Consider the following 23,121-nt stretch of genomic DNA (forward strand, 5'->3'; position numbering starts at 1 on the left):
GATCCGTATCCTTGATGAAGTCGGGCGGCCAGGCGCGTCAGCGGAAGCGGACCGGCGCGGTGAAGGGGATGTCGATGTGCGAGGCGGCACCGGTGGTCAGCGTCACCGTCCGCGCCAGTGCGTCGCGGATGGCGGGCAGGTTGCGCTGGCGCGGGTCGGCGCCGGTGATCGTCACGCGCAGCCGATGCCCGGCGGGGATCGTATAGGCCCGCGGCGACAGCGCGAAGGTGAGCGTCTCCGCCCGACCCGGCGTCGCCGGTGCGACATCGGCCCTGAGCCCCGAGTGATAGGGCAGGTCGAGGTGGTTGTAGGGCGCGACACCGGTCTTGCGGTGGCTCATCGCCAACCGGCCGAAGGCGAGCATCGTCACCTTGCCCGTCGGATCGACCGACTCGAGATACCCAAAGACATTGCCGTCGGGGCGGTCGATCGCGGCCCGTACGGTAAGGATCGGAAAGCCCTCGATCGCCGCATCGGCGGCGAGCGGACGGCTGGTGAAGGTCAGACCCTTGCCGTCGAGCGGGCTCGGCCAGAACTGGAAATAATCCTTGGTGGCGACGTCATAATCGACGCGGAAGGGGCGCGGTGCCGCGGTGCCGGCGCGCAAGGAGAGGCTGCCGGAATCGACCGCGGCAGGCGTATCGTTGGCCGCGGCCGTGAGGTAGATGGCGGTGCGGCCGATCCCGGTACCGGGCAGACGGGCGCGATGGACGAGTGTGCCGCCGCCCTGCCGTTCCTGCCACCAGCTATAGCGCGGCTCGCGATCGATGCCGTTGTCGACGTCCTTCAGATAGCGATCGAAGAAGCGCTTCTGTTCGCCGACGATGTCGAACACCTTGGGCGGTTCGCAATGGCTGCCCGGCCCGACGATCAGCTTGGCGTCGAGATTGGCCGCGGCCTGGATGATCTGTTCGGTCGGCTCGTCGTTCCAATTGCCCCACAGATACCAGGCGAGCTGCGGGCTTTGCAGCGCCTTGAGGTGGGTATAGGGGCCGACCTCTTCCCAATAGCGGTTGCCGGTGAGCGGCGAGACGCTGTCGCGATACGGCATTCCGGCCCACAGCGGTGCCATCGGCGTATTGCGAACATGGTCGGCGACCGCTTCGCGGAGCAGCGCGCCGTCGCGATCGGCGTCGACCGGTACGCTCGCCAGGTCGACATCGAGCGGTTCGTCGGGGCGGGTATTGAACTGGGCGGTGATGCCGCCGTTGCGGACGAAGGCATATTTGTCGATGTCGGTCGCCGCGGCGAACACCGCCTTCAACGCCGGTGGCAGCGCGCCCGCAACGAGCATCGCGCTGCCGCCGAGATAGGAGCAGCCGGTGATGCCGACCTTGCCGGTGGTGTAGGGGCGGGCCGCAAGCCACTGGACGATATCATAGCCGTCATGGGCCTCGGTCTGGTCGAGGAAGCCGCGTCGCGCCCCGAACGAGGCGCCCTTGCCGCGCACGTCGGCGGTGGCGACGACATAGCCGGCATGGACGAGATCGCGCAGCCCGAAGGTCGTCGAGTCGATCAGATCGACGAGTTCGCCGTCCTTGCGGTAGCGCGCCCGGTACGGGGTGAAGGCAAAGACGACCGGAAAGCGCCCAGCGCGCGCCTTGCCGCCGTCGGCGGGGCGGTAGACGTTTACCGCGAGGCGGGTGCCGTCGCGTACCGGCAAATAGAAGGACGAACGGACCACCGATGGATCGTCACGCACGGTCGCGATCACATCGGTCTGCGCACCTGCCAGGGTCGTCAGTCCGGCGAGCCCGATCGCAGCGGCGCACGGCAGCGCATAGCGTAAAACCGCCATCATCCTCTCCTATCCCGGCAGCTTCTGCGAGCACCGTAAATCGTAGAGACCACATTTTGTATGATTATACAACTGTTATATAAGAAAACTTATTATGGATCGGGTGGCCTCGCCCGCATCCGGACACATGAGGGACGACGACGGCATCCGCATCGTGCTGTCGTTGACGGCGGAATCGGCCTTCTGCGGTCTTAGACAGGCGGAAAAAGGCGTTCGGACCGCCGCGGGAACTCTTGGGTTTGAAGCTTGCGCCTCGGTCATGGCCGGATGGCGGACGCAGGGGCATTCCGGACGATCGAGACGCTGCCGAGGTTCGGCTTTGCCTGCCTCTGGCTTTGTCTTGCCCCGGTCGCGATCGCCCGATTCCCTCCTCACCCATTTGCAAACCGAACGGGGTAGATTGCGGAGCGAGGTCGCGCGTTCCAGCCGTCGCGCGACCCTGTCGTAACGTCCGATACTTTTCCGTCGCAACCGTGCGGCGCTGCCGATACACTCTCACGCCAACGATGAGAGGATGCGCCTGATGAAACTCGCCAGTCTGAAGCACGGCCGTGACGGCAGGCTCGTCGTCGTATCCAGCGATTGCGCCTGGTATGCCGAGGCGACGCAGATCGCGCCGACGTTGCAGGCGGCGCTCGACGATTGGGACCGGCTGCTCCCTGATCTGCGCAACCTCGCCACCGATCTCGATCATGCGGTCATCCCGCGGCTGCGCTTCCACGAACATGACGCCGCCGCGCCGCTGCCGCGCGCCTATCAATGGGCGGACGGCTCGGCCTATGTGAACCATGTCGCGCTCGTCCGGCAGGCGCGCGGCGCGGAGATGCCCGACAGCTTCTGGCACGATCCGCTGATGTACCAGGGCGGATCGGACGGCTTCCTCGGCCCGCGCGACGCGATTCCGCTCGCCGACGAAAGCTGGGGCTGCGATTTCGAGGCGGAGGTGGTGGTGGTCACCGGCGACGTGCCGATGGGGGCGAGCCGCGACGCGGCGCTCGCCGCGGTGCGGCTGGTCGGGCTGACCAACGACGTGTCGCTGCGCAACCTCATTCCCGGCGAGCTCGCCAAGGGCTTCGGCTTCTTCCAGTCGAAGCCGGCGAGCGCCTTCTCGCCGGTCTTCGTCACGCCCGACGCCTTGGGCGACTGGTGGCGCGACGGCAGGCTGCACCGCGCGCTGCACGTCGATCTCAACGGCCAGCCGTTCGGCCGTGCCGATGCGGGCGAGGACATGACCTTCGACTTCGGCACGCTGATCGCGCATGCGGCGAGGACGCGCGCGCTCGGGGCGGGGACGATCGTCGGCTCGGGTACCGTCTCCAACCGCGGTCCCGACGGCGGGCCGGGCCAGACGATCGCGGCGGGCGGCGTCGGCTATTCCTGCCTCGCCGAGCTGCGCACGATCGAGACGATCGCGGGCGGCAAGCCGGTCACGCCGTTCCTCCGATCGGGCGATACGGTGCGTATCTGGGCGGAGGACGATCGCCACCATCCGATCTTCGGGGTGATCGAACAGACCGTCGCCTGACCTCGACAGGCCACTATCCATCGAAAAGACGCTTGAAATTTAATTACAGGCGCGCAACACGATCCAACAACAGCGCCGACCTCCCGGTCGCGCGTCGAGGAGAGAGATGGTGGCCAGCGAGTTGCCTCGCGCCGATGCACCGCCCCGGAATCTGCCCGGGCTGACGCTGCACGTGCCCGAGCCGAAATTCCGCCCGGGCGATGCGGTCGACTTCGTCGGGATCGAGGTGCCGCCCGCCGGCGCCGCCCGCCGCCCCGACACCGCCGCACCGGCGAAGGACTTCCCCGAACTCGCCTACACGCTCGTCCGCGTGCTCGACGAGGAGGGCCGCGCGGTTGGCGCCTGGGACCCGAAGCTGTCGCCGGATACGCTGCGCCGCATGCTGCGCAACATGGCGCTGCTGCGGGCCTTCGACGAGCGGATGTTCCGTGCGCAGCGCCAGGGCAAGACCAGCTTCTACATGAAGGCGACCGGCGAGGAGGCGGTGGCGATCGCCGCGGCGCAGGCGCTCGCCGACGACGACATGTGCTTCCCCTCCTATCGCCAGCAGGGGCTGCTCATCGCGCGCGGCTATCCGCTGGTCGAGATGATGAACCAGATCTATTCGAACCGTGGTGACAAGTTGCAGGGCAAGCAGCTGCCGATCATGTATTCGGCGCGCGATCACGGCTTCTTCTCGATCTCGGGCAATCTGACGACGCAATATCCCCAGGCGGTCGGCTGGGCGATGGCCTCCGCCGCCAAGGGCGACACGCGCATCGCCGCCGCCTGGTGCGGCGAGGGATCGACCGCGGAGGGCGACTTCCACTCCGCCTGCACCTTCGCCGCGGTCTATCGCGCGCCGGTGATCTTCAACGTCGTCAACAACCAATGGGCGATCAGCAGCTTTTCGGGCTTCGCCGGCGCCGAGGCGACGACCTTCGCGGCGCGCGCGATCGGCTATGGCATCGCCGGGCTGCGCGTCGACGGCAATGATGCGCTGGCGGTCTATGCCGCGACCTTATGGGCGGCGGAGCGCGCGCGGACCAATCAGGGCCCGACGCTGATCGAGCATTTCACCTATCGCGCCGAAGGTCATTCGACCTCCGACGATCCGACGCAATATCGCAGCGCCGGCGAGCCCAATGCCTGGCCGCTCGGCGATCCGATCGCGCGGCTGAAACAGCATCTGATCACGCTCGGCGAATGGGACGAGGCGCGTCACGCCGCGCAGGATCGCGAGCTCGCCGAATATGTCCGCGCCGAGCAGAAGGAGGCCGAGAAGAACGGCATCCTCGGCCATGGCCTGCACCAGCCGCTCGATTCGCTGTTCGACGGCGTGTTCGAGGAGATGCCGTGGCACCTGCGCGAACAGCAGCAGCAGATGATCGCCGAGGAAGAGGCGAGCGGCCGGCCATGGGCGCGCAAGTGATGGCCGCGTTTGCATTCCTCCCCGGCACGGGGAGGGGGACCGGCGAAGCTGGTGGAGGGGGGCTGCCCCAGACGCATCGCTGGTGGAGCGCCCCCTCCACCAGCCTGCGGCTGGTCCCCGTGCCGGGGAGGATTTTGGCGTGACGATGAACGAAGACGAACCCACCACCCGCATGAACATGATCCAGGCGATCAATTCGGCGCTCGACATCTGCATGGCGCGCGATCCCGACGTGCTGGTGATGGGCGAGGACGTCGGCTATTTCGGCGGCGTGTTCCGCGCCACCGCGGGGCTGCAGGCGAAATACGGCAAGACCCGGGTCTTCGATACGCCGATCACCGAGACGGGAATCATCGGCGTCGCGATCGGCATGGGCGCCTATGGCCTGCGCCCGGTGCCCGAAATCCAGTTCGCCGATTACATCTACCCGGCGCTCGACCAGTTGGTCAGCGAGGCGGCGCGGCTGCGCTATCGTTCGGCGGGCGAGTTCATCAGCCCGATGACGGTGCGATCGCCGTTCGGCGGCGGCATCTTTGGCGGCCAGACGCACAGCCAGAGCCCGGAAGGCATCTTCACCCACGTCTCCGGCATCAAGACGGTGATCCCGGCGACGCCCTATGACGCCAAGGGCCTGCTGATCGCGGCGATCGAGGACAATGATCCCGTCCTCTTCTTCGAACCCAAGCGCATCTACAACGGCCCGTTCAACGGCTATTGGGATCGCCCGTCGGAGAATTGGTCGAAGCATCCCGCCGGCGAGGTGCCGACCGGTTACTACAAGGTCCCGCTCGGCAAGGCGGCGGTGGTGCGCGAGGGCGAGGCGCTGACCATCCTCTGCTACGGCACGATGGTCCACGTCTGCACCGCGGTGGTCGCCGAGCAGGGCGTCGATGCCGAGATCATCGATCTGCGCACGTTGGTGCCGCTCGACATCGAGGCGATCGAGGAATCGGTGAAGAAGACCGGCCGCTGCATGATCGTCCACGAGGCGACGCGGACCAGCGGCTTCGGCGCGGAGCTGTCGGCGCTGGTGCAGGAGCGTTGCTTCTACCATCTCGAAGCGCCGATCGAACGCGTCACCGGCTATGACACGCCCTATCCGCACAGCCTCGAATGGGCGTATTTTCCGGGGCCGGTGCGGATCGGCCAGGCCCTCAAGAAGATCATGAAGGACGCATAGGATGGCCCGCTTCACCTTCAAGCTGCCGGACATCGGCGAAGGCATCGCCGAGGCCGAGATTGTCGCCTGGCATGTCGCGGTCGGCGACCGGGTCGAGGAAGACCAGAATATCGCCGACATGATGACCGACAAGGCGACCGTCGAGATGGAATCGCCGGTCGCGGGCGTCGTCGTCGAACTCGCCGGCGAAGTCGGCGATCAGGTCGCGATCGGCGCCGCGCTGGTGGTGATCGAGACCGAGGCGGCCGCCGGCGATACGGTGGCGGCGGCACCGCCGAGCGCGGAACAGGCCGAGGTGGCGGCGCAATATGAGGCGGAGAATCCGGGGGTGGAGGAGGCGCAGAGCGCTGCTACCGGCCCGGCGCCCGGTGTCTCTGCCAAGCGCGTTACCGCGAATATCGTTGGTGCTGAGCCTGTCGAAGCAGGGGACGCGGGCCGCACGCCCGGGGAAACCCGTCCTGCGACGAGCGCAGGGCTGACGGGGAAGGGGAGCGAGGCGACAGGCCCGACCAGTTCGGGGCCATCACGGGCGGAGGACAGCGCAGCCACCACCGGCCACGCCCCGGTGCTCGCATCCCCCGCCGTCCGTGCCCGCGCGCGCGATCTCGGCATCGACCTCGCGCAGGTGAAGACCGACGCCGATCGCGTCCGCCATGCCGATCTCGACGCCTTCCTCCGCTACAATGCCGGCCAGGGCTATCAAGCGCCCGGTGCGAGTCGCGCGCGCGCCGACGAGCAGGTCCGCATCATCGGCATGCGTCGTCGCATCGCCGAGAATATGGCGGCGGCGAAGCGGCATATCCCGCATTTCACCTATGTCGACGAGATTGACGTCACCGCGCTGGAAGGCATGCGCGCCGACCTCAACGATCATCGCGGCCAGCGGCCCAAGCTCACCCTGCTGCCGCTGCTGATCGTCGCGATCTGCCGCACCTTGCCCGACTTCCCGATGCTCAACGCGCGCTATGACGACGAGGCGGGCGTGGTGACGCGCTCGGGCCGCGTCCATCTCGGCATGGCGACGCAGACCGATGCGGGGCTGACCGTGCCGGTGATCCGCGACGCGCAGGACCGCAATGTCTGGCAGCTCGCGACCGAGATCGCTCGCCTGGCCGAGGCGGCGCGCGCCAACAAGCTGCGCCCCGACGAGCTGGGCAACGGCACGATCACCGTCACCTCACTGGGGCCGCTCGGCGGCATCGCCACAACGCCGGTGATCAACCGGCCCGAGGTGGCGATCATCGGCCCCAACCGGATCGTCGAACGCCCGGTGTTCACCGGCGCCAAGGTACCGGGAGGGGGCGACGAGATCCGCCGCGCCAAGCTGATGAACGTATCGATCAGCTGCGATCACCGCGTCGTCGACGGCTGGGATGCGGCGAGCTACGTCCAGGCGCTCAAGCGCCAGCTCGAAACACCGGTGCTGCTATTCGCCGACTGACCGCGAGCGGCGCTCCGCCGCGGCGATCCGACGTTCGACCCGGCGCAGCATCAGATCGTAGCTGTCGCGCTCGCCCGGCTTGAGCGCGACGCCGCGCGCGAAGGTACGGCCGACGCCGTCGCGGACGCGGGCGAGATCCTGCCGCATGAAGGTCGCGGGGCCGGATGCGATCAGCCCGGCGCGCTGGCGCTGATCGATCCGCTGCCCGGTCTGGATCAGACGCCGCGCGAAATACACCTGTTGCGCGACGCCGCTGGCAAGCCGCGGGCGTTGCGGTGCATAGGTCGGGCCGGTGGCCGGCGCTGGCGCCAGGACGGCGGCCGCCGCGACGAGCGCGAGAGGCAGGATCGGATGAGCCATGACGTGTCGATAATCGACAAATGTAAACAAGTCCGTAGCGGCCTTAGTCGCGGCATGCTGACCGGCGCCTGCCTGCTGATCGCGGCCTGTTCGGCGGACGATCGTGCGGCGCGGCGGGCGGCGGCGGGGCCATCGCCCGACCTCGCCGACTGGGCGCGCGTCGCCGATGCGCGGGCAGGCGAGCGGCTCTTCGCCCGTTGCGCCGCCTGCCATGCGGTGCACCGCGGCGCCCCCGACCGCAACGGCCCGACGCTGTTCGGCGTGGTCGGCGCGCCGGTCGCCGGCGTCAGTACGCGCTTCGGCTATACCGCCGCGCTGCAACGGATCGGCGGTCGCTGGACGCCCGAGCGGCTCGACGCATGGCTCGCCGATCCGCAGGCGTTCGCGCCGGGCACGTCGATGGGCTTTCCCGGGCTCGCCGATCCGCTCGACCGGGCGGATGTCATCGCTTACCTGAAGGGGCAGCGTTGAGCCGTGCCGGCTATTTCGCCGCCTTCACATAAGGCGTGAAGCGATCGAAGCGGCAATAGGCCGAGGGGATCGACATGCCCGGCGTGATCACCCGGAAACGATCGTTGCGGCACAATTGCCCGCCATAGACTTCGACCACCAGCGTCGTCAGCGGCGCGAGCGAGGGGCAGGCGCCGACCGGCCCCGTCCGCCACACCCGCCCGGCGCCGCGGCGATAGAGGATGGTCTGGCCGTCGATCACGCTCGGCCCGTCGTTGTTCGACAGGCTGATGCAATCGACCGGCGGCTGGGCGACCAGTCCGGCGAACGGGTCGGACTTGGCGGCGAGCAGCGGCAGTGCGAGCGCGACGAGAGCGAGCGGCCGGATCATTTGCCGCTCTTGCTGTAGCGGACGAAGGGGCCGAACGAGCAGCTGCCGCTGAACGTGCGGCTGGCCGAATCGACCGTCGTCGCGATGTCGCCCCGGCACAATTGACCGGTCGGCGTGCGCGTGATGAGGATATCACCGCGGCCGACGCGCTCGCAGCCGCCCGCCGTGTCGCTGCGATATTTGACGCCGTTGCTGACCACGTAGACCAGCGTCGGGCCGAAGGCCTTGACCTGGGTCGTCGGGAAGGGCGGCAGGCAGGTGGTGCTGTTGCTCGGCGTCAGGCCGGCGAGTTCCTTGGCGAGATCGGCGGCGGCGGTGGCGGACGCCTGCTGCGCGCGCGCGAGTTCCCGGGGGGTCTGGGTGCAGCCGGCGATGGCGATGGCCGCCAGAGCGACGAATGGCCTTGGGATCATCATCGAAACCTCCTGCACCGGGTTACAAAACGTCTCAGCCGCGAAAACTGTCCTTGGCGGCGCGCATCGTCGCGAAGGCCTCGGCATCGGCAGCGCGGAGGAAGGGATTGGTCGCGCGCTCCACGCCGATCGTCGTCGGCACCGTCGCCTCGCCGGCCGCGCGCTGCGCGGTCACCGTCGCCATCCGCGCGACGAGCGCGGCATTGTCCGGCTCGACGGTGAGGGCAAAGCGGCCGTTCGATTCGGTATATTCGTGCCCGCAATAGACCTGCGTCGCGTCGGGCAGGGTCGCATAGCGTTGCATGTTGGCGAACATCTCCGCCGGCGTGCCCTCGAACAATCGGCCGCAGCCGAGCGCGAACAGCGTGTCGCCGGTGAAGATCGCATCGGCCGCCTCGATATGGAAGGCGATATGGCCGGCGGTATGCCCCGGGACATGCCACACCGCCGCCTCGACCGCGCCGATCCGTACACGATCGCCTTCGCCGACGGTCGCGTCGAGCGTTGGAATCTTGTCCGCCTCGGCCGCCGGGCCGGTGATCCGGGCGCCCTGCGCCTGCAGCGCGGCATTGCCGCCGGTGTGATCGGGATGCCAGTGCGTCGTCCACACCTGCCTGATCGTCCAGCCGCGGGCCGCGGCTTCGGCCTGCACCGGTACCGCTTCGCCGGGATCGACCGCCACCGTCTCGCCGCTCGCCGGATCGTGGATCAGCCACGCATAATTGTCGGCGAGCACCGGCACGCGGACGATCGCCAGCGTCATCTCACCAGCTCCCGGTGTTCGGCATCGACGCCCAGGGTTCGGCAGGGGCGAGCGCGGCGCCGGCCTGGAGCAGCTCGATCGAGATGCCGTCGGGCGTCTTGACGAAGGCCATGTTGCCGTCGCGCGGCGGGCGGTTGATCGTCACGCCTGCGTCCATCAGCCGCTGGCAGCTGTCGTAGATATTGTCGACGCGATAGGCGAGGTGGCCGAAGTTGCGGCCGCTGCCATAGGTTTCCGGCGGAGTACCGTCCTCGGCAGGCCAATTGTAGGTCAGCTCGACCTCGGCGCGGCGATCGCCGATCTTCTGATCCTCCGCGGTGGCGAGGAAGATCAGCGTGAACCGCCCCGCCTCATTCTCGATCCGCCGCACCTCCTCGAGCCCGAGCAGGCGGAAGAAGGCGATCGTCGCGTCTGGATCGCTGACGCGGATCATCGTGTGGAGATAGTGCATGGCCGGGTCCTGATTTTGACGGAAGCGATGTACCCCTGCAACGCCCGGCAGGCCAGAGGGTGTCCGTACCGATCAACGTCCCGTCGGTGGCTTCGCCGCGGCCGGCGCGTCCCCGAACTGGGCGAGCGCGGCGCGCGCGTTGCGGCCGGCGGGCGCATCGGGGGCGAGCCGTGCCGCCGCCGACCATGCCGCGCGCGCGCCCGCCTCGTCCTGCGCGAGCGCGGCGATATTGCCCGCCTCGAGCTGCACCGAGGCATCGTCGGGCGAGCGGCGCAGCGCCTCGCCGATATCGGTCCGCGCGCGGGTCAGATTGTTCATTCGCCGCGCCAGCGTCGCCGACAGCAGCCAGGCGAGCGGATCGTCGCTCGCCTGCGCCAGAGCGAGATCGAGATCGCGCCGCGCCGCCGGCAGGTCGTTCGCCGCGACCAGCGCGCGCGCATGATCGAGCCGCGCCTCGCCGAGCGCGAGGCCTTCGAGCGTGCCCGCGACCAGCGCGGTGTCGAGCGAGACCCGTGCCGCCGGCACGTCGCCCGCGGCGAGCTGCGCATTGCCCGCCTGCGCCCAGTAATTGGCGGCACGCTTGTCATGCGCGGCATCGGCGGCCTTGGCGGCGGCGGTGAAGGCGAGCGCGGCGGCGGCGAAATCACCCTGCTGCGCCAGTGCCAGCCCATTGCACTGGCGCGCGAAATAGCTGCCGCCGCGCAGCGACCAGCGCAACGCTTCGGCCTGCGCCGCGGCGGGATCGGTCTGGGCGAGGGCGCGGCAGCGCGCGAACCGCAGCTCGCGTGCGTCGACGTTGGGGACGGTCGCCTTGGCGGGCGCGACCGGTACGGCGGCGTGATTCGCGGTCGCCACCGGTACGGCGGCGGGGGCGGCCTGGATCAGCGCGGCCAGCAGCAGGATCATCGCATTACGTCCTCGGTCGCCCGGATGATCAGCGCGATATCCGATTCGCGCGACAGCCGGTGGTCGCCGTCCTTGATCAGCAGCGTCTGCACGTCGGCTGAACGAATCATCTCGCCGAGCCGCACGGTGCGGTGCCACGGCACGTCGCCATCCGCCTGTCCCTGGATCAGCCGCACCGGGCCGTCGAAGGGAATCGTCCCGAACATCAGCCGATTGGCTTCGCCCGCCTGGAAGAAACCGCGGGTGTAGACGGTCGGCTCCGGGCCATAGGGATTGGCGCGCTCGATCCGGCCGTCGCTGAGGATCGTCATCTTCTCCTCGGTGGTGAAGCCCCAGTCGGTGAAATCGGGCGCGGGCGCTATGCCGACCAGCGCGACGACCTGCTCGGGCCGCGCCTTGGCGGCGAGCAGCATCAGCCAGCCGCCCATCGATGATCCGACCAGCACCACCGGCCCCTGCGCGACGTGATCGAGCATCGCCAGCACGTCGTCGCGCCAACCGATCAGCGTCTGCTCCTCGAACACGCCCTCGCTCTGCCCGCAGCCGCCGTAGTCGAAGCGCAGGAAGGCCCGGCCGCGCGCCTTCGCCCAGGCTTCGAGCGCAAGCGCCTTGCTGCCCTGCATGTCGGAGGCATAGCCGGGCAGGAAGACGATCGTCGGCGCGGTGCCGGGCGTGTGATGATAGGCGAGGCGGGGGCGCTGGGCAGTCATCCCCGCTCTGTATCGCGCCGGCGCGGGTGCGTCATCCTTGGCTTTTCCATCGCTTGACCGCGGCGGCGGCCGGCTAGAAGCGCCATGTGATCCGGTCGGTCTCGCCGCGGCAGATGCCGCGCAGCGCATGCCAGTCCGCCGGATCGAGCGCAGGCGTATAGCCCGCATCCGCCTTCGCACTGGTCCGGAAACGCGCGGCGCGGGCGTCGGAAAGGGGGTGGCTGGCCAGATAGGCGAACATCCGCTCGGTGCCGGCCTGCGCCTTCGCCAGCCGGGCGAAGAAGGCGGCGGTGGGGCGCGGCGAGACATGCGCCTCGTCGAGCAGCCGGATCGCATAGCCGTCGGCACGCGCCTCCGCCCCGCGCGAATAGGCAGTGGCGAGCAACGCATTGGTATAGCCGCCGACATGCCCCTCCATCCCGCCGAGCAGCACCGACAGGCCGAGCTGGCGCAGCAGTGATTCCATCACGTCGCGGCCGCGGACATGGCCGATCTCATGTCCGATCACGCCGGCGACCTCGTCGGGCGAGCGCGCCGCCTGGAGCAGGCCGTCGAAGACGACGATCCGCCCGCCGGGCAGCGTCACCGCATTGACCATCGGCAGCTTGACGACGTGGATGTCGCGCGTCGGGTCGTCAGGGTCGATGCGCTGCGCCAGCCGGGCGAGCGCGGCGGTGCCGGCGGGGTCGGCGCAGCCGGTGCGGCCGAAGTCGCCGACCATCACCTCGCCGAGCCGCTGCTCGACCGAGGTCGGGATCAGCCGCGCAAGCAATGCCGGCGTTTGCAGCACGATCGCGACCGCGACCGCGGCGAGCATCGCGGAGATCGCCGCCGCCCGCCACAGCCCGAGCCGGTCGATCCAGCCGCCATAGCGTTGCGCCCCCGGCAGTCGTGCGGCGATCTCCGGCGGCACGGGAGCTGCGAGGCCGATCCGCCAGCCCGGCCGTCCGCGCAGTCCGAAGCTGCGCCGGTCGCCATCGGCATCGGCGGGGGTGAGTGCGGCGAAGGCGTGGCGCTCGTCACTGACGCCGTCGCCGACGAGGCGGAAGCCGTCGTCGCCGTCGACGGTCAGCCGTGCCGACCGGCGCAGCGCGCTGCGGCCGTCGTAATGCCAGACCTCGGCGCTTGGGTCGCTCACCTCAGAAGGCGCCGACATCGAAGGCATCGAGCAGCCCTTCGCCCTGACCCGGCGCGCGCTCGCGCGACTGGAGCAGATCATCCACCGCGATCTCGCCATAGGCGTTGAGGTGGCGGATGAAGAACGCCCAGTTGCGATATTGCAGGAAGATCGCGCCGATCCCGAAGGTGACGACGACGAGCGCGAGATTGCCGAGGTAGAGCAGGATCCAGTCGCGCGTCGTCGCCTCGAAGCCGAAATCGAGCGACCCCAGCGACGTCGCGCCCACCGCCTCGCGGAAGAAGGCGGCGTAGAAGGTCATCGCGATGAGCCCGAGCACGCCGAAGAAGACGATATAGAAGGCGAGACCACCGAGCGCGATCGCCAATACCATGCCGGGGCTGGGGACGGTGCTGCGCGGCCCGTCGAACCCTCCGCTGAAGCCAATCGCCGCGACGAGCAGCGCCACCGCGCCGAACAGGATCACCGGCAGGAGGTAGAAGAGCAGGAAGCGTCCGAACACCGGCTGCCAGCGCGCGTGGCTGCGGAACGGCAGCGAGCCGAAACTCATCGCGTTCCAGCGCTGGTTCCACAGCCGCACCATCGACCAGGGCATCAGCAGATAGACGGTGAACGTCGCGACGATCGTCTGCCAGAAATAGCGCCAGCCATAGCCGAGTCCGGCCTGACTGCTGCCGCCGCGGATGCCGTGCCAATAGGTGCGGCTGAGCCGGTAGCGCAGCGCCCGGAAGCGCGCGACGCCGACCAGATAGAGGATGGCGAGATAGACGATCATGCCGGTCACCGCCGCCGCACCCTGATGCCCGCGCATCAGCGTTCCCTGGATCGCGAGATTGACGATGCCGAACGGCAGCACGATCACGAAGAAGGCGATGACATAGCCGAGGAACAGCTCCAGTCCCGTGCCGGTATATTCGAGCCGGTCGTCGATGAAGCGCGTCCGGCTCCACAGATAGCGCCGCGTCCGCGCCCGCCCCCAGAAGGTGTAGATGCCGAGCGTGACGATCGTCAGCAGCAGATTGGTGAAGGCGATCGGCGCATAATCCTGCCACCGCCCGGTGAAGCGGAACGCTCGTACCGGCGCCGCCGATGGATCGCTCATGATAGTCCCCCTGCGGCGAGTGGAGCGGAGCGGGAGGGGCAGGTCAACGGGGGAATGTGGTTAATCGCAAGGCGGGGCCGCGAGCGCGGGTTTCGAGCGCAAGGGTCGCCTATCGGCAGGAGAGCGGGGCAGCGGGGAGCAGATGGCGGATGTCACCCTGTCATTACACGCGCCTCATCGCCTCGGCGGTGTTTGGAGGTGCGGCGGAGGTCGGTCCCCTTGCCGCAAACACCAGTATTCCCGCGAAGGCGGGAATCCAGTGGCCAAGCAGAACATCGGCTGCTCAAAAGAAGAAACTGGGCTCCCGCCTTCGCGGGAGTACTGGGCACGATAAGGCGGAGTCTTCCGCCAATCCTCGCCTATCGCGCTGCCGCCCCTCTACTCCCGTCGAACCACGAATGCCGGAACGCCCTCGATGCACCGGCCGGTCGTCACCTGTTCAGATCACGAATTCCACCGTGTTGACCTGCGCCGTGTCGGCGCGCTTGGCGACCATCTCGGCGTGGAGCGCGGCGATGGTGCGGCTGCCGGTGGTCTGGAAGGCGAAGGGCAGCACGCCATGGACCAAAGCGGCAAGGCCGCCGCCGATCATCCGCAGGCCGAACCGCGTCGCGACGCCGAAATGCTCGCCATAGCTTTCGCCGACCGAGGCCGGATGCTGGGTGAAGAGCTTCATGACTACCTCCTGCGTATCACTCTAGCCGCGTCGCCGCAGCGACTCCAGCATCTCCGCGGCGAGCAGGCTCAGCGTGTCGTCGCGCGCGCCCATCACGACGATCCGGTCGCTGGGCCGCGCCGCCGCGACGAGCGCCGCCGCCGCCGCGGCGCGATCGGCGATATGCACCGCATCGCGTCCGCCAGCGCGGATGTCGGCGACGAGGTCGGCGCTGGTCACCTCACGCGCGACGGTGCCGCCCTGATAGACCGGATCGGGCAGCACCAGCCGATCGTCGGGCGCGAGCCGCTCGGCGAACATCGCCGCCAGTTCGTGGCGCATCACCTTGAGCGGGCCATAACCGTGCGGCTGGAACAGCAGCAGCAGTCGGCCGGGAAAGGCGTGGAGCGTGTCGAGCGTCGCGGCGATCTTGTCCGGGTTGTGGCCGAAATCGTCGATCACCGCGACTCCCGCCGCCTCGCCGACCAGGTCGAAGCGGCGGCGCAGCCCGGTGAAGCCGCCGATCGCCACGGCGGCGCGATCGAGCGGCACGCCCGCGGCGACCGCGGCGGCGATCGCGGCGAGCGCATTGGCGACATTGTGCCGGCCGGGCACCCGCAACCGCACCTTTATCGGCGCATTGCCGGCCGCGATCAGATCGAAGCCGATGCCGAACGGCGCCTCGACCAGCGCGTGCGCGGCGAAATCGGCGTCGCGATCGATGCCGAAGGTCGCCACCTGCGCCGGCGGCAGCGTCGTGGTGAGCGCCGCCGCCTCGTCATTGTCGAGGTTGACGATCGCCGTCTCAGCCTTGGCGATGAACGCGCCGAACAGGCCGCGCAGCTCGTCGAGCCCCTTATGGTCGAGGCTGACGTTGTTGAGCACGGCGATGCGCGGCGCATAATGCGCGATCGACCCGTCGCTCTCGTCGACCTCGCTGACGAAGGCGTCGCCGTCGCCGACCAGCGCGCTGGCGAAGGGCGCGTCGGGCGCGGCGAAATTCTTCATCACCGCGCCGTTCATCACCGTCGGGTCGCGCCCCGCCTGATGCAGGATCCAGCCGATCATGCCGGTGACCGTCGACTTGCCGCTGGTACCGGCGACGCCGATCGGCAGCGCGCTCTGGTTGAACAGCGTGCTGAGCAATTCGGCGCGGGTCGCGCGCGCGCAGCCGAGCCGGCTTGCCGCGACCATATCGGCGACCGTCTCCTCGACCGCGGCGGAGGCGACGACGATCTGGTCGGGCGCGACGATACCCCTGCCGTCCTGCGGGAAGAGCGCGATGCCGCGCGCGCGCAATGCGTCGAACTTGGCGGGCACACGCCCTTGATCGAGCCCGCGATCGGAGCCGGCGACGATCGCGCCGCGCCCCGCCAGGATCGTCGCCAGCGGCATCATCCCCGATCCGCCGATCCCCACGAGGAAGAAGCGTTTGCCGGCCACCGGGCCGCCGAGCGGGGAGGGGGAAAGATTGCCGTGCGCCATGACGCTGCGCTATCGACCCGGTCTGGCAGGGGCAAGGCTCTGCGATGCGGCGGAGCGACGGACGGCATGCGAATTGGGGTGGTGGCACCGGCGAGCGTCGGCAACAAGGATGCCGAGGCGCCGTTCATCGCCTTCGCCGCGCTCGCCTATCCCGAGGTCGATCTCGTCATCCACCCGCAATGCTGGGAGGTGGCGGGCCATTTCGCCGGCGACGACGCGCGCCGGGCCTCCGCCTTCCTCGAATTCGCCAACGATCCCGGCTTCGACGCGATCTGGTGCCTGCGCGGCGGCTATGGCTCGAACCGCATCCTGCCGCTGGTGCTGCCGCAGCTCGGCCCGGCGGCGCGGCACAAGAGCTATCTCGGCTATTCGGACATCGGCTTCCTGCTCGGCGCGCTCTATGCGCGGCGGATCGGCCGGCCGGTGCACGGCCCGATGGCGAGCGACATCCGCCGCAAGGACGGCGATGCGACGATCGCCCGCTCGCTCGGCTGGCTGGCGCGCGGCGACCGGGCGGGGCTGGAGCCGGGGCTCGACGGCCGGCCGGCGGCGGCGTTCAACCTGTCGATCCTCGGCGCGCTGATCGGCACGCCCTATCTGCCCGACCTCACCGACCACGTCCTGCTGATCGAGGAAGTGTCGGAGCCGATGTACAACATCGACCGGCTGCTGTTCCACATGGGGCATGCGACGCAGCTCAAGGGCATCGCCGGCGTCCGGCTGGGCGCGGTGACCGCGGTGCAGCCCAACGAGCCCGAATGGGGCGATAGCCTCGAATCCATGATCCGCCGCTGGTGCGGCGACCTCGGCGTGCCCTATCTCGGGCGGGCGGAGATCGGCCACACGCAAGCCAATCGTGTCGTGCCGTTCGGCATCGCCTGAATCCTCCCCGGCACGGGGAGGGGGATCAGCGCAGCTGGTGGCGGGGGGCTTCCACAGGCGGGCCGTCTGATGAGGGGCCCTCCGCCACCGATGGGTGGCGGGGAGGATTTGCACCAGAGCTTGCCTATATACCCCGCGGCGCTTTATTCGCGGGCGCCTCACCCCAGTTGAAAGTTCATCATGTCTGCCATGTTCCGTATCACGCTGCCCGACGGTTCCGTCCGCGAGGTTGCGCCCGGGACTACCCCCGCGGACGTCGCCGCCGCGATCGGCCCCGGCCTCGCCAAGGCGGCGATCGCCGCGCGGATCGACGGGCAGGTGCGCGATCTCAACCGGCCGTTCGAGGGCGACACCAACCTCGCGCTGGTCACCGCGAAGGACGAGGCCGATGCGCTCGAACTCGTCCGCCACGATCTCGCGCACGTGATGGCGGAGGCGGTGCAGCACCTCTTCCCCGGCACGCAGATCACCTTCGGTCCGGCGACCGACGACGGTTTCTATTACGACTTCGCGCCGAAGGATCGCCCCTTCACCGACGAGGACCTGCCCGCGATCGAGGCCGAGATGCGCCGCATCATCGCCCGCGACGAGCCGTTCACCCGCGAGGTGTGGACGCGCGAGCAGCTGATCGAGACCTGGACGAAGCAGGGTGAGACCTTCAAGGCCGAATGGGCCGCCGAACTGCCCGACAATGAGGAACTGACGATCTATCGCCAGGGCGAATGGCTCGACATGTGCCGCGGCCCGCACATGGTTTCGACCGGCAAGCTCGATCCCAACGCCTTCAAGCTGACGCGCGTGTCGGGTGCCTATTGGCGCGGCGACCAGAAGAACGCGATGCTCAGCCGCATCTACGGCACCGGCTGGCTCAACAAGAAGCAGCTCGACCAGCATCTCTTCATGCTGGAGGAGGCGGCGAAGCGCGATCACCGCAAGATCGGGCAGGAGATGGACCTGTTCCATCTCCAGCCCGAGGCGCAGGGGTCGGTGTTCTGGCATCCCAAGGGCTTCATCCTGTGGCGCCAGCTCGAAGCCTATATGCGCCGCCGCCTCGACGCCGCCGATTATGCCGAGGTGAAGACGCCGCAGCTGATGGACGCCAAGCAATGGGAACAGTCCGGCCACTGGGGCAAATATCGCGAGAACATGTTCGTCGTCCCCGACGAGGTGCCGAACACCGCCGACGAGGGGGCGGTGCTGTCGGGCGAGGGCGATCTGATGGCGCTCAAGCCGATGAACTGCCCGGCGCACGTGCTGATCTTCAAACAGGGGATCAAGAGCTATCGCGACCTGCCGATCCGCATGGCCGAATTCGGCTGCTGCCACCGCAACGAGGCGCATGGCGCGCTGCACGGCATCATGCGCGTGCGCCAGTTCACCCAGGACGACGCGCATATCTTCGTCCGCGAGGATCAGCTGGTCGATGAGGTGCGCAAATTCTGCGAGCTGCTCGACTCGGTCTACAAGCACCTCGGCTTCGAGCGCTATGCGATCAAGCTCGCGCTGCGCCCGGAGAAGCGGTTCGGCTCGGAAGCGATGTGGGACTGGTCCGAACAGTCGCTGCGCGACGCGGTCGCCGCGACTGGCCGCGACACCGCCGACTATGGCTGGGAAGAGCTGCCGGGCGAGGGCGCCTTCTATGCGCCCAAGCTCGAATTCCACCTGACCGATGCGATCGGCCGGACCTGGCAGGTCGGCACCATCCAGACCGACACGGTGCTGCCCGAGCGACTCGACGCGAGCTACGTCGGCGAGGACGGCAATCGCCATCGCCCGATCATGCTTCACCGCGCGATCCTCGGCACGTTCGAACGCTTCATCGGCATTCTGATCGAACATCATGCCGGCCGCTTCCCGCTGTGGCTGTCGCCGGTGCAGGCGGTGGTCGCGACGATCGTCTCCGAGGCGGATGGCTATGCCGAGGAGGTCGCGGCAACGCTGCGCAAGGCGGGGCTTCGCGTCGAGACCGATCTGCGCAACGAGAAGATCAACTACAAGGTGCGCGAACATTCGGTCGCCAAGGTGCCGGTGCTGCTCGTCGTCGGCAAGCGCGAGGCGGAGGAAGGCAAGCTCGCCGTCCGCCGGCTCGGCAGCCAGGCGCAGCAGATCGTGACTGTGGAGGAAGCGGTCGCTATGCTGCGCGAGGAGGCGACCCCGCCCGATCTGCGCTAACGCCGGGTCACCAGCCAGCCGTCGAGTAGTTCGTATCGGCCCGGTAATCGCAGGACATCCTCCGCAGTGCCGGGCCATCGGATCGGGTGGCCACGACAGAGTTGTGCGCATTCGGCATCGGTCAGTGGGAACGGTGTGTCCGGGTCCCAGGTCCACAGGCCAAGGCGTTCGGCCGTTACCGGTACATCATCGTGCATAGACATCTTCCGAAAGCGATCCGGAAAGCCTATATCTAACCCAAACCACCACAGGAGCTATACCCATACGTCCTCCCATGATGCGCCGACCAAATCAGGCGCCGCCGATGAATGGCCCTCGTTTCAACGAGTGGATCGTCAGCCCCAAGGTCCGCGTGATCGACCATGAGGGCGAGAATCTTGGCGTGATGTACACGCGCGAGGCGATGGCGCAGGCGCAGGAACTCGGCCTCGATCTGGTCGAGGTCTCGCCCAACGCCGATCCGCCCGTCGCCAAGTTCCTCGACGTCGGCAAGTTCAAGTACGAGGCGCAGAAAAAGGCGAATCTCGCCCGCAAATCGCAGAAGACGCAGGAGATCAAGGAGATCAAGATGCGTCCGAACATCGACGACCACGATTACGACACCAAGATGAAGAAGGTTGTCGAATTCATCGAGGAAGGCGACAAGGTCAAGGTGACGATGCGCTTCCGCGGTCGCGAGCTCAGCCACGGTCAGCTCGGCATGGCGGTGCTCCAGCGCGTCGCCGAACAGGTCGCCGAGGTCGCCAAGGTCGAGGCTTATCCGCGCATGGAAGGCCGGCAGATGCTGATGGTGCTCGCGCCCAAGTGAATTCCGGCCGCAATTGCGGCCTGCCGTAGCGTCAAGCATTTTCGAACACCGGGTCCGGCGACGGGCCCGGTGTTGCGTATAAGCGACACTCGGTTCGAAAATGCTGGCGACGTCTATAAACTTGTAGACGCTCACGCCTGGGCGATCCTAGCTTCCGAAGAAACCCGATATTCGAAAACGAGATCGGTACAGGGAGAGGATGACCATGCGCCTTACTGCGTATCTGCTGTCGGCCGCCACGATCGCGCTCGCTTCGCCGGCCGCCGCGCAAAACAACTCGCCCGAACCGTCGAGCCCGGCGACGCAGACGACCTCGACGACCGCCGCGGCATCGGTGACGCAGGACGAGGCGCCCGCCGCCGACATCGTCGTCACCGCCCAGGGCCGCGTCCAGGCGCTCGCCGACGTGCCGGTCGCGGTGTCGGCGATCACCGCCGAAACGCTGCAGAACTCCGGCGCGAGCGACATCCGCCAGCTCAACCAGCTCGCGCCGTCGCTGCTCGTCTCGTCGACCGGCTCCGAATCGAACGGCTCGGCGCGCATCCGCGGCATCGGCACGGTCGGCGACAATCCCGGCCTCGAAAGCTCGGTCGCGGTGTTCATCGACGGCGTCTATCGGTCGCGCTCGGGTATCGGCCTCACCGAACTCGGCGAGATCGACCGGGTCGAGGTGCTGCGCGGTCCGCAGGGCACGCTCGGCGGCCGCAACGCCTCGGCGGGCGTGATCAGCATCATCAGCAAGGCGCCGTCGTTCCAGGGGGTCAGCGGCGGCGGTGAAGCGACCTACGGCAATTACAATTTCTACCGCTTCGCCGGCAATCTCAACGTGCCGCTCAGCCAGACGATCGCCGCGCGTGTCGACGGCGTCTACGTCAAGCGCGACGGCTTCTACCGCGACTATACGAACAACACCGACGTCAACGATCGCAACCGCTATTTCGTCCGCGGCCAGTTGCTGTTCGAGCCGACCGACGCGATCCGCTTCCGCCTGATCGGCGATTACACGCATCGCGACGAGAAATGCTGCGCGGCGACCTATGTCGACCGGTCGGTCAACGAGGCGGTCGGCAACCTCAACAACCCCGTCGCCTCGGTCAACGCCGGCCTCGCGGCGGGCGGCAACGGCAACAATATTGTCAACGTCATCCGCGATCTCGGCCAGCCGCTCAACCTCGTCACCAACCCGGGCTACAGCCGCGACGTGTCGACCAGCCCGGGTCGCAGCTTCGCCGGCATCACCAGGGACTGGGGCGTGTCGGGCCAGCTCGACTGGACCTTCGGACGCACCAAGCTGACCTCGATCACCGCCTATCGTGACTATGATTCGGACCAGGGATCGGACACCGACTATAGCCGCGTCGACATCCTCTATCGCGCCGCCGACGGCAATTCGGCCCGGCGCTTCCGCACCTTCACGCAGGAGCTGCGCCTCAACGGCTCGCTGTTCGCGGACAAGCTCGACTGGCTGGTCGGCGGCTTCTTCGCCAACGAAGACCTGCGCGTGCTCGATAACCTGCGCTTCGGCACGCAATATGGCCGGTTCGCGACCTGCCGGCTCGTCTCGGGCAGCGCGCTCGCGCCCTTTTACGCGCCGGGCAACACCGGTTGCCTCAGCAACACCGGCCGCGCGGTACTCGCCGGCCGGGTGCCCGGCGTCGCCTCGCCCTTCGGGGCGGCGGGGGCGACGATCGTCGGCGCGATCGATACGCTCGATGCGATCAACGACAAGGGCTCGACCCGCGACGTCTACAATCAGAACAGCCGCAACTGGGCGATCTTCACGCACAATATCTTCCACGTCACCAACACGGTCGATCTGACGCTGGGCGCGCGCTACACCAACGAACGCAAGCGCTTCGACGCGACCTTCACCAACGACAATGTCGGCTGCGTCACCAACCAGCGTGCGCTCGCGCCCTTCCTCGCCAATGCCGGGCTCGCGGCCACCGCGGCGGGGATCATCGGCCTGTCCTGCCAGGGCAACAACACCGCCGAGCTCAACGGCGTGTCGATCAACAGCCGCCGCAAGGAGGATCGCGTCACCGGCACGGCGATCCTGTCGTGGAAGCCGATCGACCATCTGCTGCTCTACGGCAGCTATTCGCGCGGCTATAAGGCGGGCGGCTTCAACCTCGACCGGTCGGCGCTCAAACAGCCGGTCTTCAGCTTCGCGCAGCTCGGCGGCGCGCAGGCGCTCGCCAATTCGCTGCAATTCGCGCCCGAGACGGTCAATGCCTTCGAGGTCGGCGCCAAATACGGCACCGGGCCGTTCACGCTGTCGGCGGCGGCGTTCATCCAGGACTTCAGCAACTTCCAGCTCAACACCTTCAACGGTACCGTCTTCCTGGTGCAGAACATCAACGGCTGTTCGTCGAGCCTCAACGGCGGCGATCGCGATCAGAGCAAGTTCACCGCCGCGAGCAATTACAATGCCGCCGCAACGACCACCGGCGTCTGCCCGTCGGGCGATGTCAGCTATGGCGTCCGCGCCAAGGGCGTTGAGCTGGAGGCGGCGCTGGTGCCGGCACGCGACGTGCGCGTCAGCCTCGGCCTGACCGTCACCGACACCAAATATCGCGACCAGCTCGTCGGCTCCGCGGCGGGGGCGCCGCTCGATCAGGCGCTGCGGCTGCTGCCAGGGCGGACGGTGTCCAACTCGGCGGACATCGTCGCGACCTCGTCGGCGTCGTGGACGCCGCAGCTCGGCGGCGGCTATTCGGCGCTCTTCTACGTCGATACGCGCATGACCGGCGACTATAACACCGGCTCCGACCTGTTTCCGCAAAAGGCGCAGGACGGCTATGCGATCGTCAACGCGCGCATCGGCCTGCGCCTGCCCGACGAGCGGATCAGCCTCGAATTCTGGGGGCAGAATCTGACCAACGTCACCTATGCGCAGGTCGCCTTCAACTCGCCGTTCCAGGAGGGCGCCGCCAACGCGGCATTCCAGGATCCGCAATATCCCGGCGGCCGCCAGCTCTTCTCGCAATATCTCGCCGAGCCGCGCACCTATGGCGCGACGATCCGCGCGCGGTTCTGATCCGCGCGCCGACACACTCTTTCATCAGGCAACGACACTC

Annotated in this window: 21 protein-coding genes; 9 read left to right on the forward strand and 12 right to left on the reverse strand. The window is 68.1% G+C overall.

Going from position 1 to position 23,121, the window contains the following annotated elements; genetic code table 11:
- Positions 1–37: 37 nt before the first annotated feature.
- Positions 38–1,798 (reverse strand): CocE/NonD family hydrolase, encoded by a 1,761-nt coding sequence (locus PBN85_RS04485; protein ID WP_271300272.1) that lies wholly within the window; start codon positions 1,796–1,798, stop codon positions 38–40.
- A 523-nt stretch (positions 1,799–2,321) separates the two neighbouring features.
- Between PBN85_RS04485 and PBN85_RS04490 the strand changes: the two genes are divergently transcribed.
- From PBN85_RS04490 to PBN85_RS04505, 4 genes are all read left to right on the forward strand, one after another.
- Complete coding sequence (locus PBN85_RS04490) at positions 2,322–3,323, forward strand: fumarylacetoacetate hydrolase family protein (RefSeq protein ID WP_271300273.1); 1,002 nt, start codon at positions 2,322–2,324, stop codon at positions 3,321–3,323.
- Positions 3,324–3,429: 106 nt separating this feature from the next.
- Positions 3,430–4,734 (forward strand): thiamine pyrophosphate-dependent enzyme, encoded by a 1,305-nt coding sequence (locus PBN85_RS04495; protein WP_037534508.1) that lies wholly within the window; start codon positions 3,430–3,432, stop codon positions 4,732–4,734.
- A 172-nt stretch (positions 4,735–4,906) separates the two neighbouring features.
- The gene (locus PBN85_RS04500; RefSeq protein WP_037534748.1) at positions 4,907–5,914 is read left to right on the forward strand and encodes an alpha-ketoacid dehydrogenase subunit beta; all 1,008 of its coding nucleotides are present in this window, start codon (positions 4,907–4,909) and stop codon (positions 5,912–5,914) included.
- A gap of 1 nt (position 5,915) precedes the next feature.
- Positions 5,916–7,355 (forward strand): dihydrolipoamide acetyltransferase family protein, encoded by a 1,440-nt coding sequence (locus PBN85_RS04505; protein ID WP_271300274.1) that lies wholly within the window; start codon positions 5,916–5,918, stop codon positions 7,353–7,355.
- Here PBN85_RS04505 and PBN85_RS04510 read toward each other — a convergent pair.
- Positions 7,341–7,715 carry a hypothetical protein gene (locus tag PBN85_RS04510; protein ID WP_271300275.1) on the reverse strand — a complete coding sequence of 125 codons (375 nt, stop codon included), beginning with the start codon at positions 7,713–7,715 and terminating at the stop codon, positions 7,341–7,343. The two genes, PBN85_RS04505 and PBN85_RS04510, sit on opposite strands and share 15 nt — an antisense overlap.
- 54 nt (positions 7,716–7,769) lie before the next feature.
- On the opposite strand from PBN85_RS04510, the gene PBN85_RS04515 reads away from it, so the two are divergent.
- Complete coding sequence (locus PBN85_RS04515; RefSeq protein WP_271300276.1) at positions 7,770–8,186, forward strand: c-type cytochrome; 417 nt, start codon at positions 7,770–7,772, stop codon at positions 8,184–8,186.
- 10 nt (positions 8,187–8,196) lie between these two features.
- On the opposite strand, the gene PBN85_RS04520 is transcribed toward PBN85_RS04515, so the two are convergent.
- The 10 genes from PBN85_RS04520 to PBN85_RS04565 form a co-directional block, all read right to left on the reverse strand.
- On the reverse strand, positions 8,197–8,556 hold the full coding sequence (locus PBN85_RS04520) for a hypothetical protein (RefSeq protein WP_235199738.1): 360 nt from the start codon (positions 8,554–8,556) through the stop codon (positions 8,197–8,199).
- A complete protein-coding gene (locus PBN85_RS04525) occupies positions 8,553–8,972 on the reverse strand; it encodes a hypothetical protein (protein ID WP_271300277.1) in 420 nt (139 codons plus the stop codon). The genes PBN85_RS04520 and PBN85_RS04525 overlap by 4 nt, the downstream gene beginning before the upstream one ends.
- Before the next feature lie 31 nt (positions 8,973–9,003).
- Positions 9,004–9,732, reverse strand: a complete 729-nt coding sequence (gene gloB, locus PBN85_RS04530) for a hydroxyacylglutathione hydrolase (protein ID WP_271300278.1) — start codon at positions 9,730–9,732, stop codon at positions 9,004–9,006.
- Position 9,733: 1 nt separating this feature from the next.
- The gene (locus PBN85_RS04535) at positions 9,734–10,183 is read right to left on the reverse strand and encodes a VOC family protein (RefSeq protein WP_271300279.1); all 450 of its coding nucleotides are present in this window, start codon (positions 10,181–10,183) and stop codon (positions 9,734–9,736) included.
- 72 nt (positions 10,184–10,255) lie between these two features.
- Positions 10,256–11,089: a hypothetical protein gene (locus PBN85_RS04540; protein ID WP_271300280.1), complete on the reverse strand. Its 834-nt coding sequence runs from the start codon at positions 11,087–11,089 to the stop codon at positions 10,256–10,258.
- The gene (locus PBN85_RS04545; protein ID WP_271300281.1) at positions 11,086–11,799 is read right to left on the reverse strand and encodes an alpha/beta hydrolase; all 714 of its coding nucleotides are present in this window, start codon (positions 11,797–11,799) and stop codon (positions 11,086–11,088) included. The genes PBN85_RS04540 and PBN85_RS04545 overlap by 4 nt, the downstream gene beginning before the upstream one ends.
- A gap of 73 nt (positions 11,800–11,872) precedes the next feature.
- Complete coding sequence (locus PBN85_RS04550) at positions 11,873–12,937, reverse strand: M48 family metallopeptidase (RefSeq protein WP_271300282.1); 1,065 nt, start codon at positions 12,935–12,937, stop codon at positions 11,873–11,875.
- 1 nt (position 12,938) lies between these two features.
- Positions 12,939–14,039 (reverse strand): YjgN family protein, encoded by a 1,101-nt coding sequence (locus tag PBN85_RS04555; protein ID WP_037534499.1) that lies wholly within the window; start codon positions 14,037–14,039, stop codon positions 12,939–12,941.
- Positions 14,040–14,478: 439 nt separating this feature from the next.
- Positions 14,479–14,715 (reverse strand): DUF6356 family protein, encoded by a 237-nt coding sequence (locus PBN85_RS04560; protein WP_037534498.1) that lies wholly within the window; start codon positions 14,713–14,715, stop codon positions 14,479–14,481.
- Between the two features lie 21 nt (positions 14,716–14,736).
- Entirely contained in the window at positions 14,737–16,179 is a 1,443-nt protein-coding gene (locus PBN85_RS04565) for a Mur ligase family protein (RefSeq protein ID WP_051583448.1), read from the reverse strand.
- A gap of 66 nt (positions 16,180–16,245) precedes the next feature.
- On the opposite strand from PBN85_RS04565, the gene PBN85_RS04570 reads away from it, so the two are divergent.
- The 4 genes from PBN85_RS04570 (at position 16,246) to PBN85_RS04585 (ending at position 23,081) form a co-directional block, all read left to right on the forward strand.
- A complete protein-coding gene (locus PBN85_RS04570) occupies positions 16,246–17,061 on the forward strand; it encodes an LD-carboxypeptidase (protein WP_271300283.1) in 816 nt (271 codons plus the stop codon).
- 180 nt (positions 17,062–17,241) lie between these two features.
- Positions 17,242–19,233 carry a threonine--tRNA ligase gene (gene thrS, locus PBN85_RS04575; RefSeq protein WP_037534496.1) on the forward strand — a complete coding sequence of 664 codons (1,992 nt, stop codon included), beginning with the start codon at positions 17,242–17,244 and terminating at the stop codon, positions 19,231–19,233.
- A 274-nt stretch (positions 19,234–19,507) separates the two neighbouring features.
- The gene (gene infC, locus PBN85_RS04580) at positions 19,508–20,041 is read left to right on the forward strand and encodes a translation initiation factor IF-3 (RefSeq protein WP_037534495.1); all 534 of its coding nucleotides are present in this window, start codon (positions 19,508–19,510) and stop codon (positions 20,039–20,041) included.
- A gap of 205 nt (positions 20,042–20,246) precedes the next feature.
- Positions 20,247–23,081, forward strand: coding sequence for a TonB-dependent receptor (locus PBN85_RS04585; protein WP_271300838.1), 2,835 nt, complete (start codon positions 20,247–20,249; stop codon positions 23,079–23,081).
- Positions 23,082–23,121 lie beyond the last annotated feature (40 nt).

This window comes from Sphingomonas sp. CV7422 (assembly GCF_027945725.1).
Classification (GTDB): domain Bacteria; phylum Pseudomonadota; class Alphaproteobacteria; order Sphingomonadales; family Sphingomonadaceae; genus Sphingomonas; species Sphingomonas kyungheensis.

Coding starts and splice junctions, on each gene's coding strand:
- thrS (WP_037534496.1), top strand. CDS start 17,242: ATGTCTGCCATGTTCCGTATCACGCTGCCCGACGGTTCCGTCCGCGAG.
- PBN85_RS04545 (WP_271300281.1), bottom strand. CDS start 11,799: ATGACTGCCCAGCGCCCCCGCCTCGCCTATCATCACACGCCCGGCACC.
- PBN85_RS04560 (WP_037534498.1), bottom strand. CDS start 14,715: ATGAAGCTCTTCACCCAGCATCCGGCCTCGGTCGGCGAAAGCTATGGC.
- gloB (WP_271300278.1), bottom strand. CDS start 9,732: ATGACGCTGGCGATCGTCCGCGTGCCGGTGCTCGCCGACAATTATGCG.
- PBN85_RS04490 (WP_271300273.1), top strand. CDS start 2,322: ATGAAACTCGCCAGTCTGAAGCACGGCCGTGACGGCAGGCTCGTCGTC.
- PBN85_RS04510 (WP_271300275.1), bottom strand. CDS start 7,715: ATGGCTCATCCGATCCTGCCTCTCGCGCTCGTCGCGGCGGCCGCCGTC.
- PBN85_RS04525 (WP_271300277.1), bottom strand. CDS start 8,972: ATGATGATCCCAAGGCCATTCGTCGCTCTGGCGGCCATCGCCATCGCC.
- infC (WP_037534495.1), top strand. CDS start 19,508: ATGATGCGCCGACCAAATCAGGCGCCGCCGATGAATGGCCCTCGTTTC.
- PBN85_RS04555 (WP_037534499.1), bottom strand. CDS start 14,039: ATGAGCGATCCATCGGCGGCGCCGGTACGAGCGTTCCGCTTCACCGGG.
- PBN85_RS04520 (WP_235199738.1), bottom strand. CDS start 8,556: ATGATCCGGCCGCTCGCTCTCGTCGCGCTCGCACTGCCGCTGCTCGCC.
- PBN85_RS04500 (WP_037534748.1), top strand. CDS start 4,907: ATGAACATGATCCAGGCGATCAATTCGGCGCTCGACATCTGCATGGCG.
- PBN85_RS04585 (WP_271300838.1), top strand. CDS start 20,247: ATGCGCCTTACTGCGTATCTGCTGTCGGCCGCCACGATCGCGCTCGCT.
- PBN85_RS04565 (WP_051583448.1), bottom strand. CDS start 16,179: ATGGCGCACGGCAATCTTTCCCCCTCCCCGCTCGGCGGCCCGGTGGCC.
- PBN85_RS04515 (WP_271300276.1), top strand. CDS start 7,770: ATGCTGACCGGCGCCTGCCTGCTGATCGCGGCCTGTTCGGCGGACGAT.
- PBN85_RS04485 (WP_271300272.1), bottom strand. CDS start 1,798: ATGGCGGTTTTACGCTATGCGCTGCCGTGCGCCGCTGCGATCGGGCTC.
- PBN85_RS04570 (WP_271300283.1), top strand. CDS start 16,246: ATGCGAATTGGGGTGGTGGCACCGGCGAGCGTCGGCAACAAGGATGCC.
- PBN85_RS04540 (WP_271300280.1), bottom strand. CDS start 11,089: ATGATCCTGCTGCTGGCCGCGCTGATCCAGGCCGCCCCCGCCGCCGTA.
- PBN85_RS04505 (WP_271300274.1), top strand. CDS start 5,916: ATGGCCCGCTTCACCTTCAAGCTGCCGGACATCGGCGAAGGCATCGCC.
- PBN85_RS04535 (WP_271300279.1), bottom strand. CDS start 10,183: ATGCACTATCTCCACACGATGATCCGCGTCAGCGATCCAGACGCGACG.
- PBN85_RS04495 (WP_037534508.1), top strand. CDS start 3,430: ATGGTGGCCAGCGAGTTGCCTCGCGCCGATGCACCGCCCCGGAATCTG.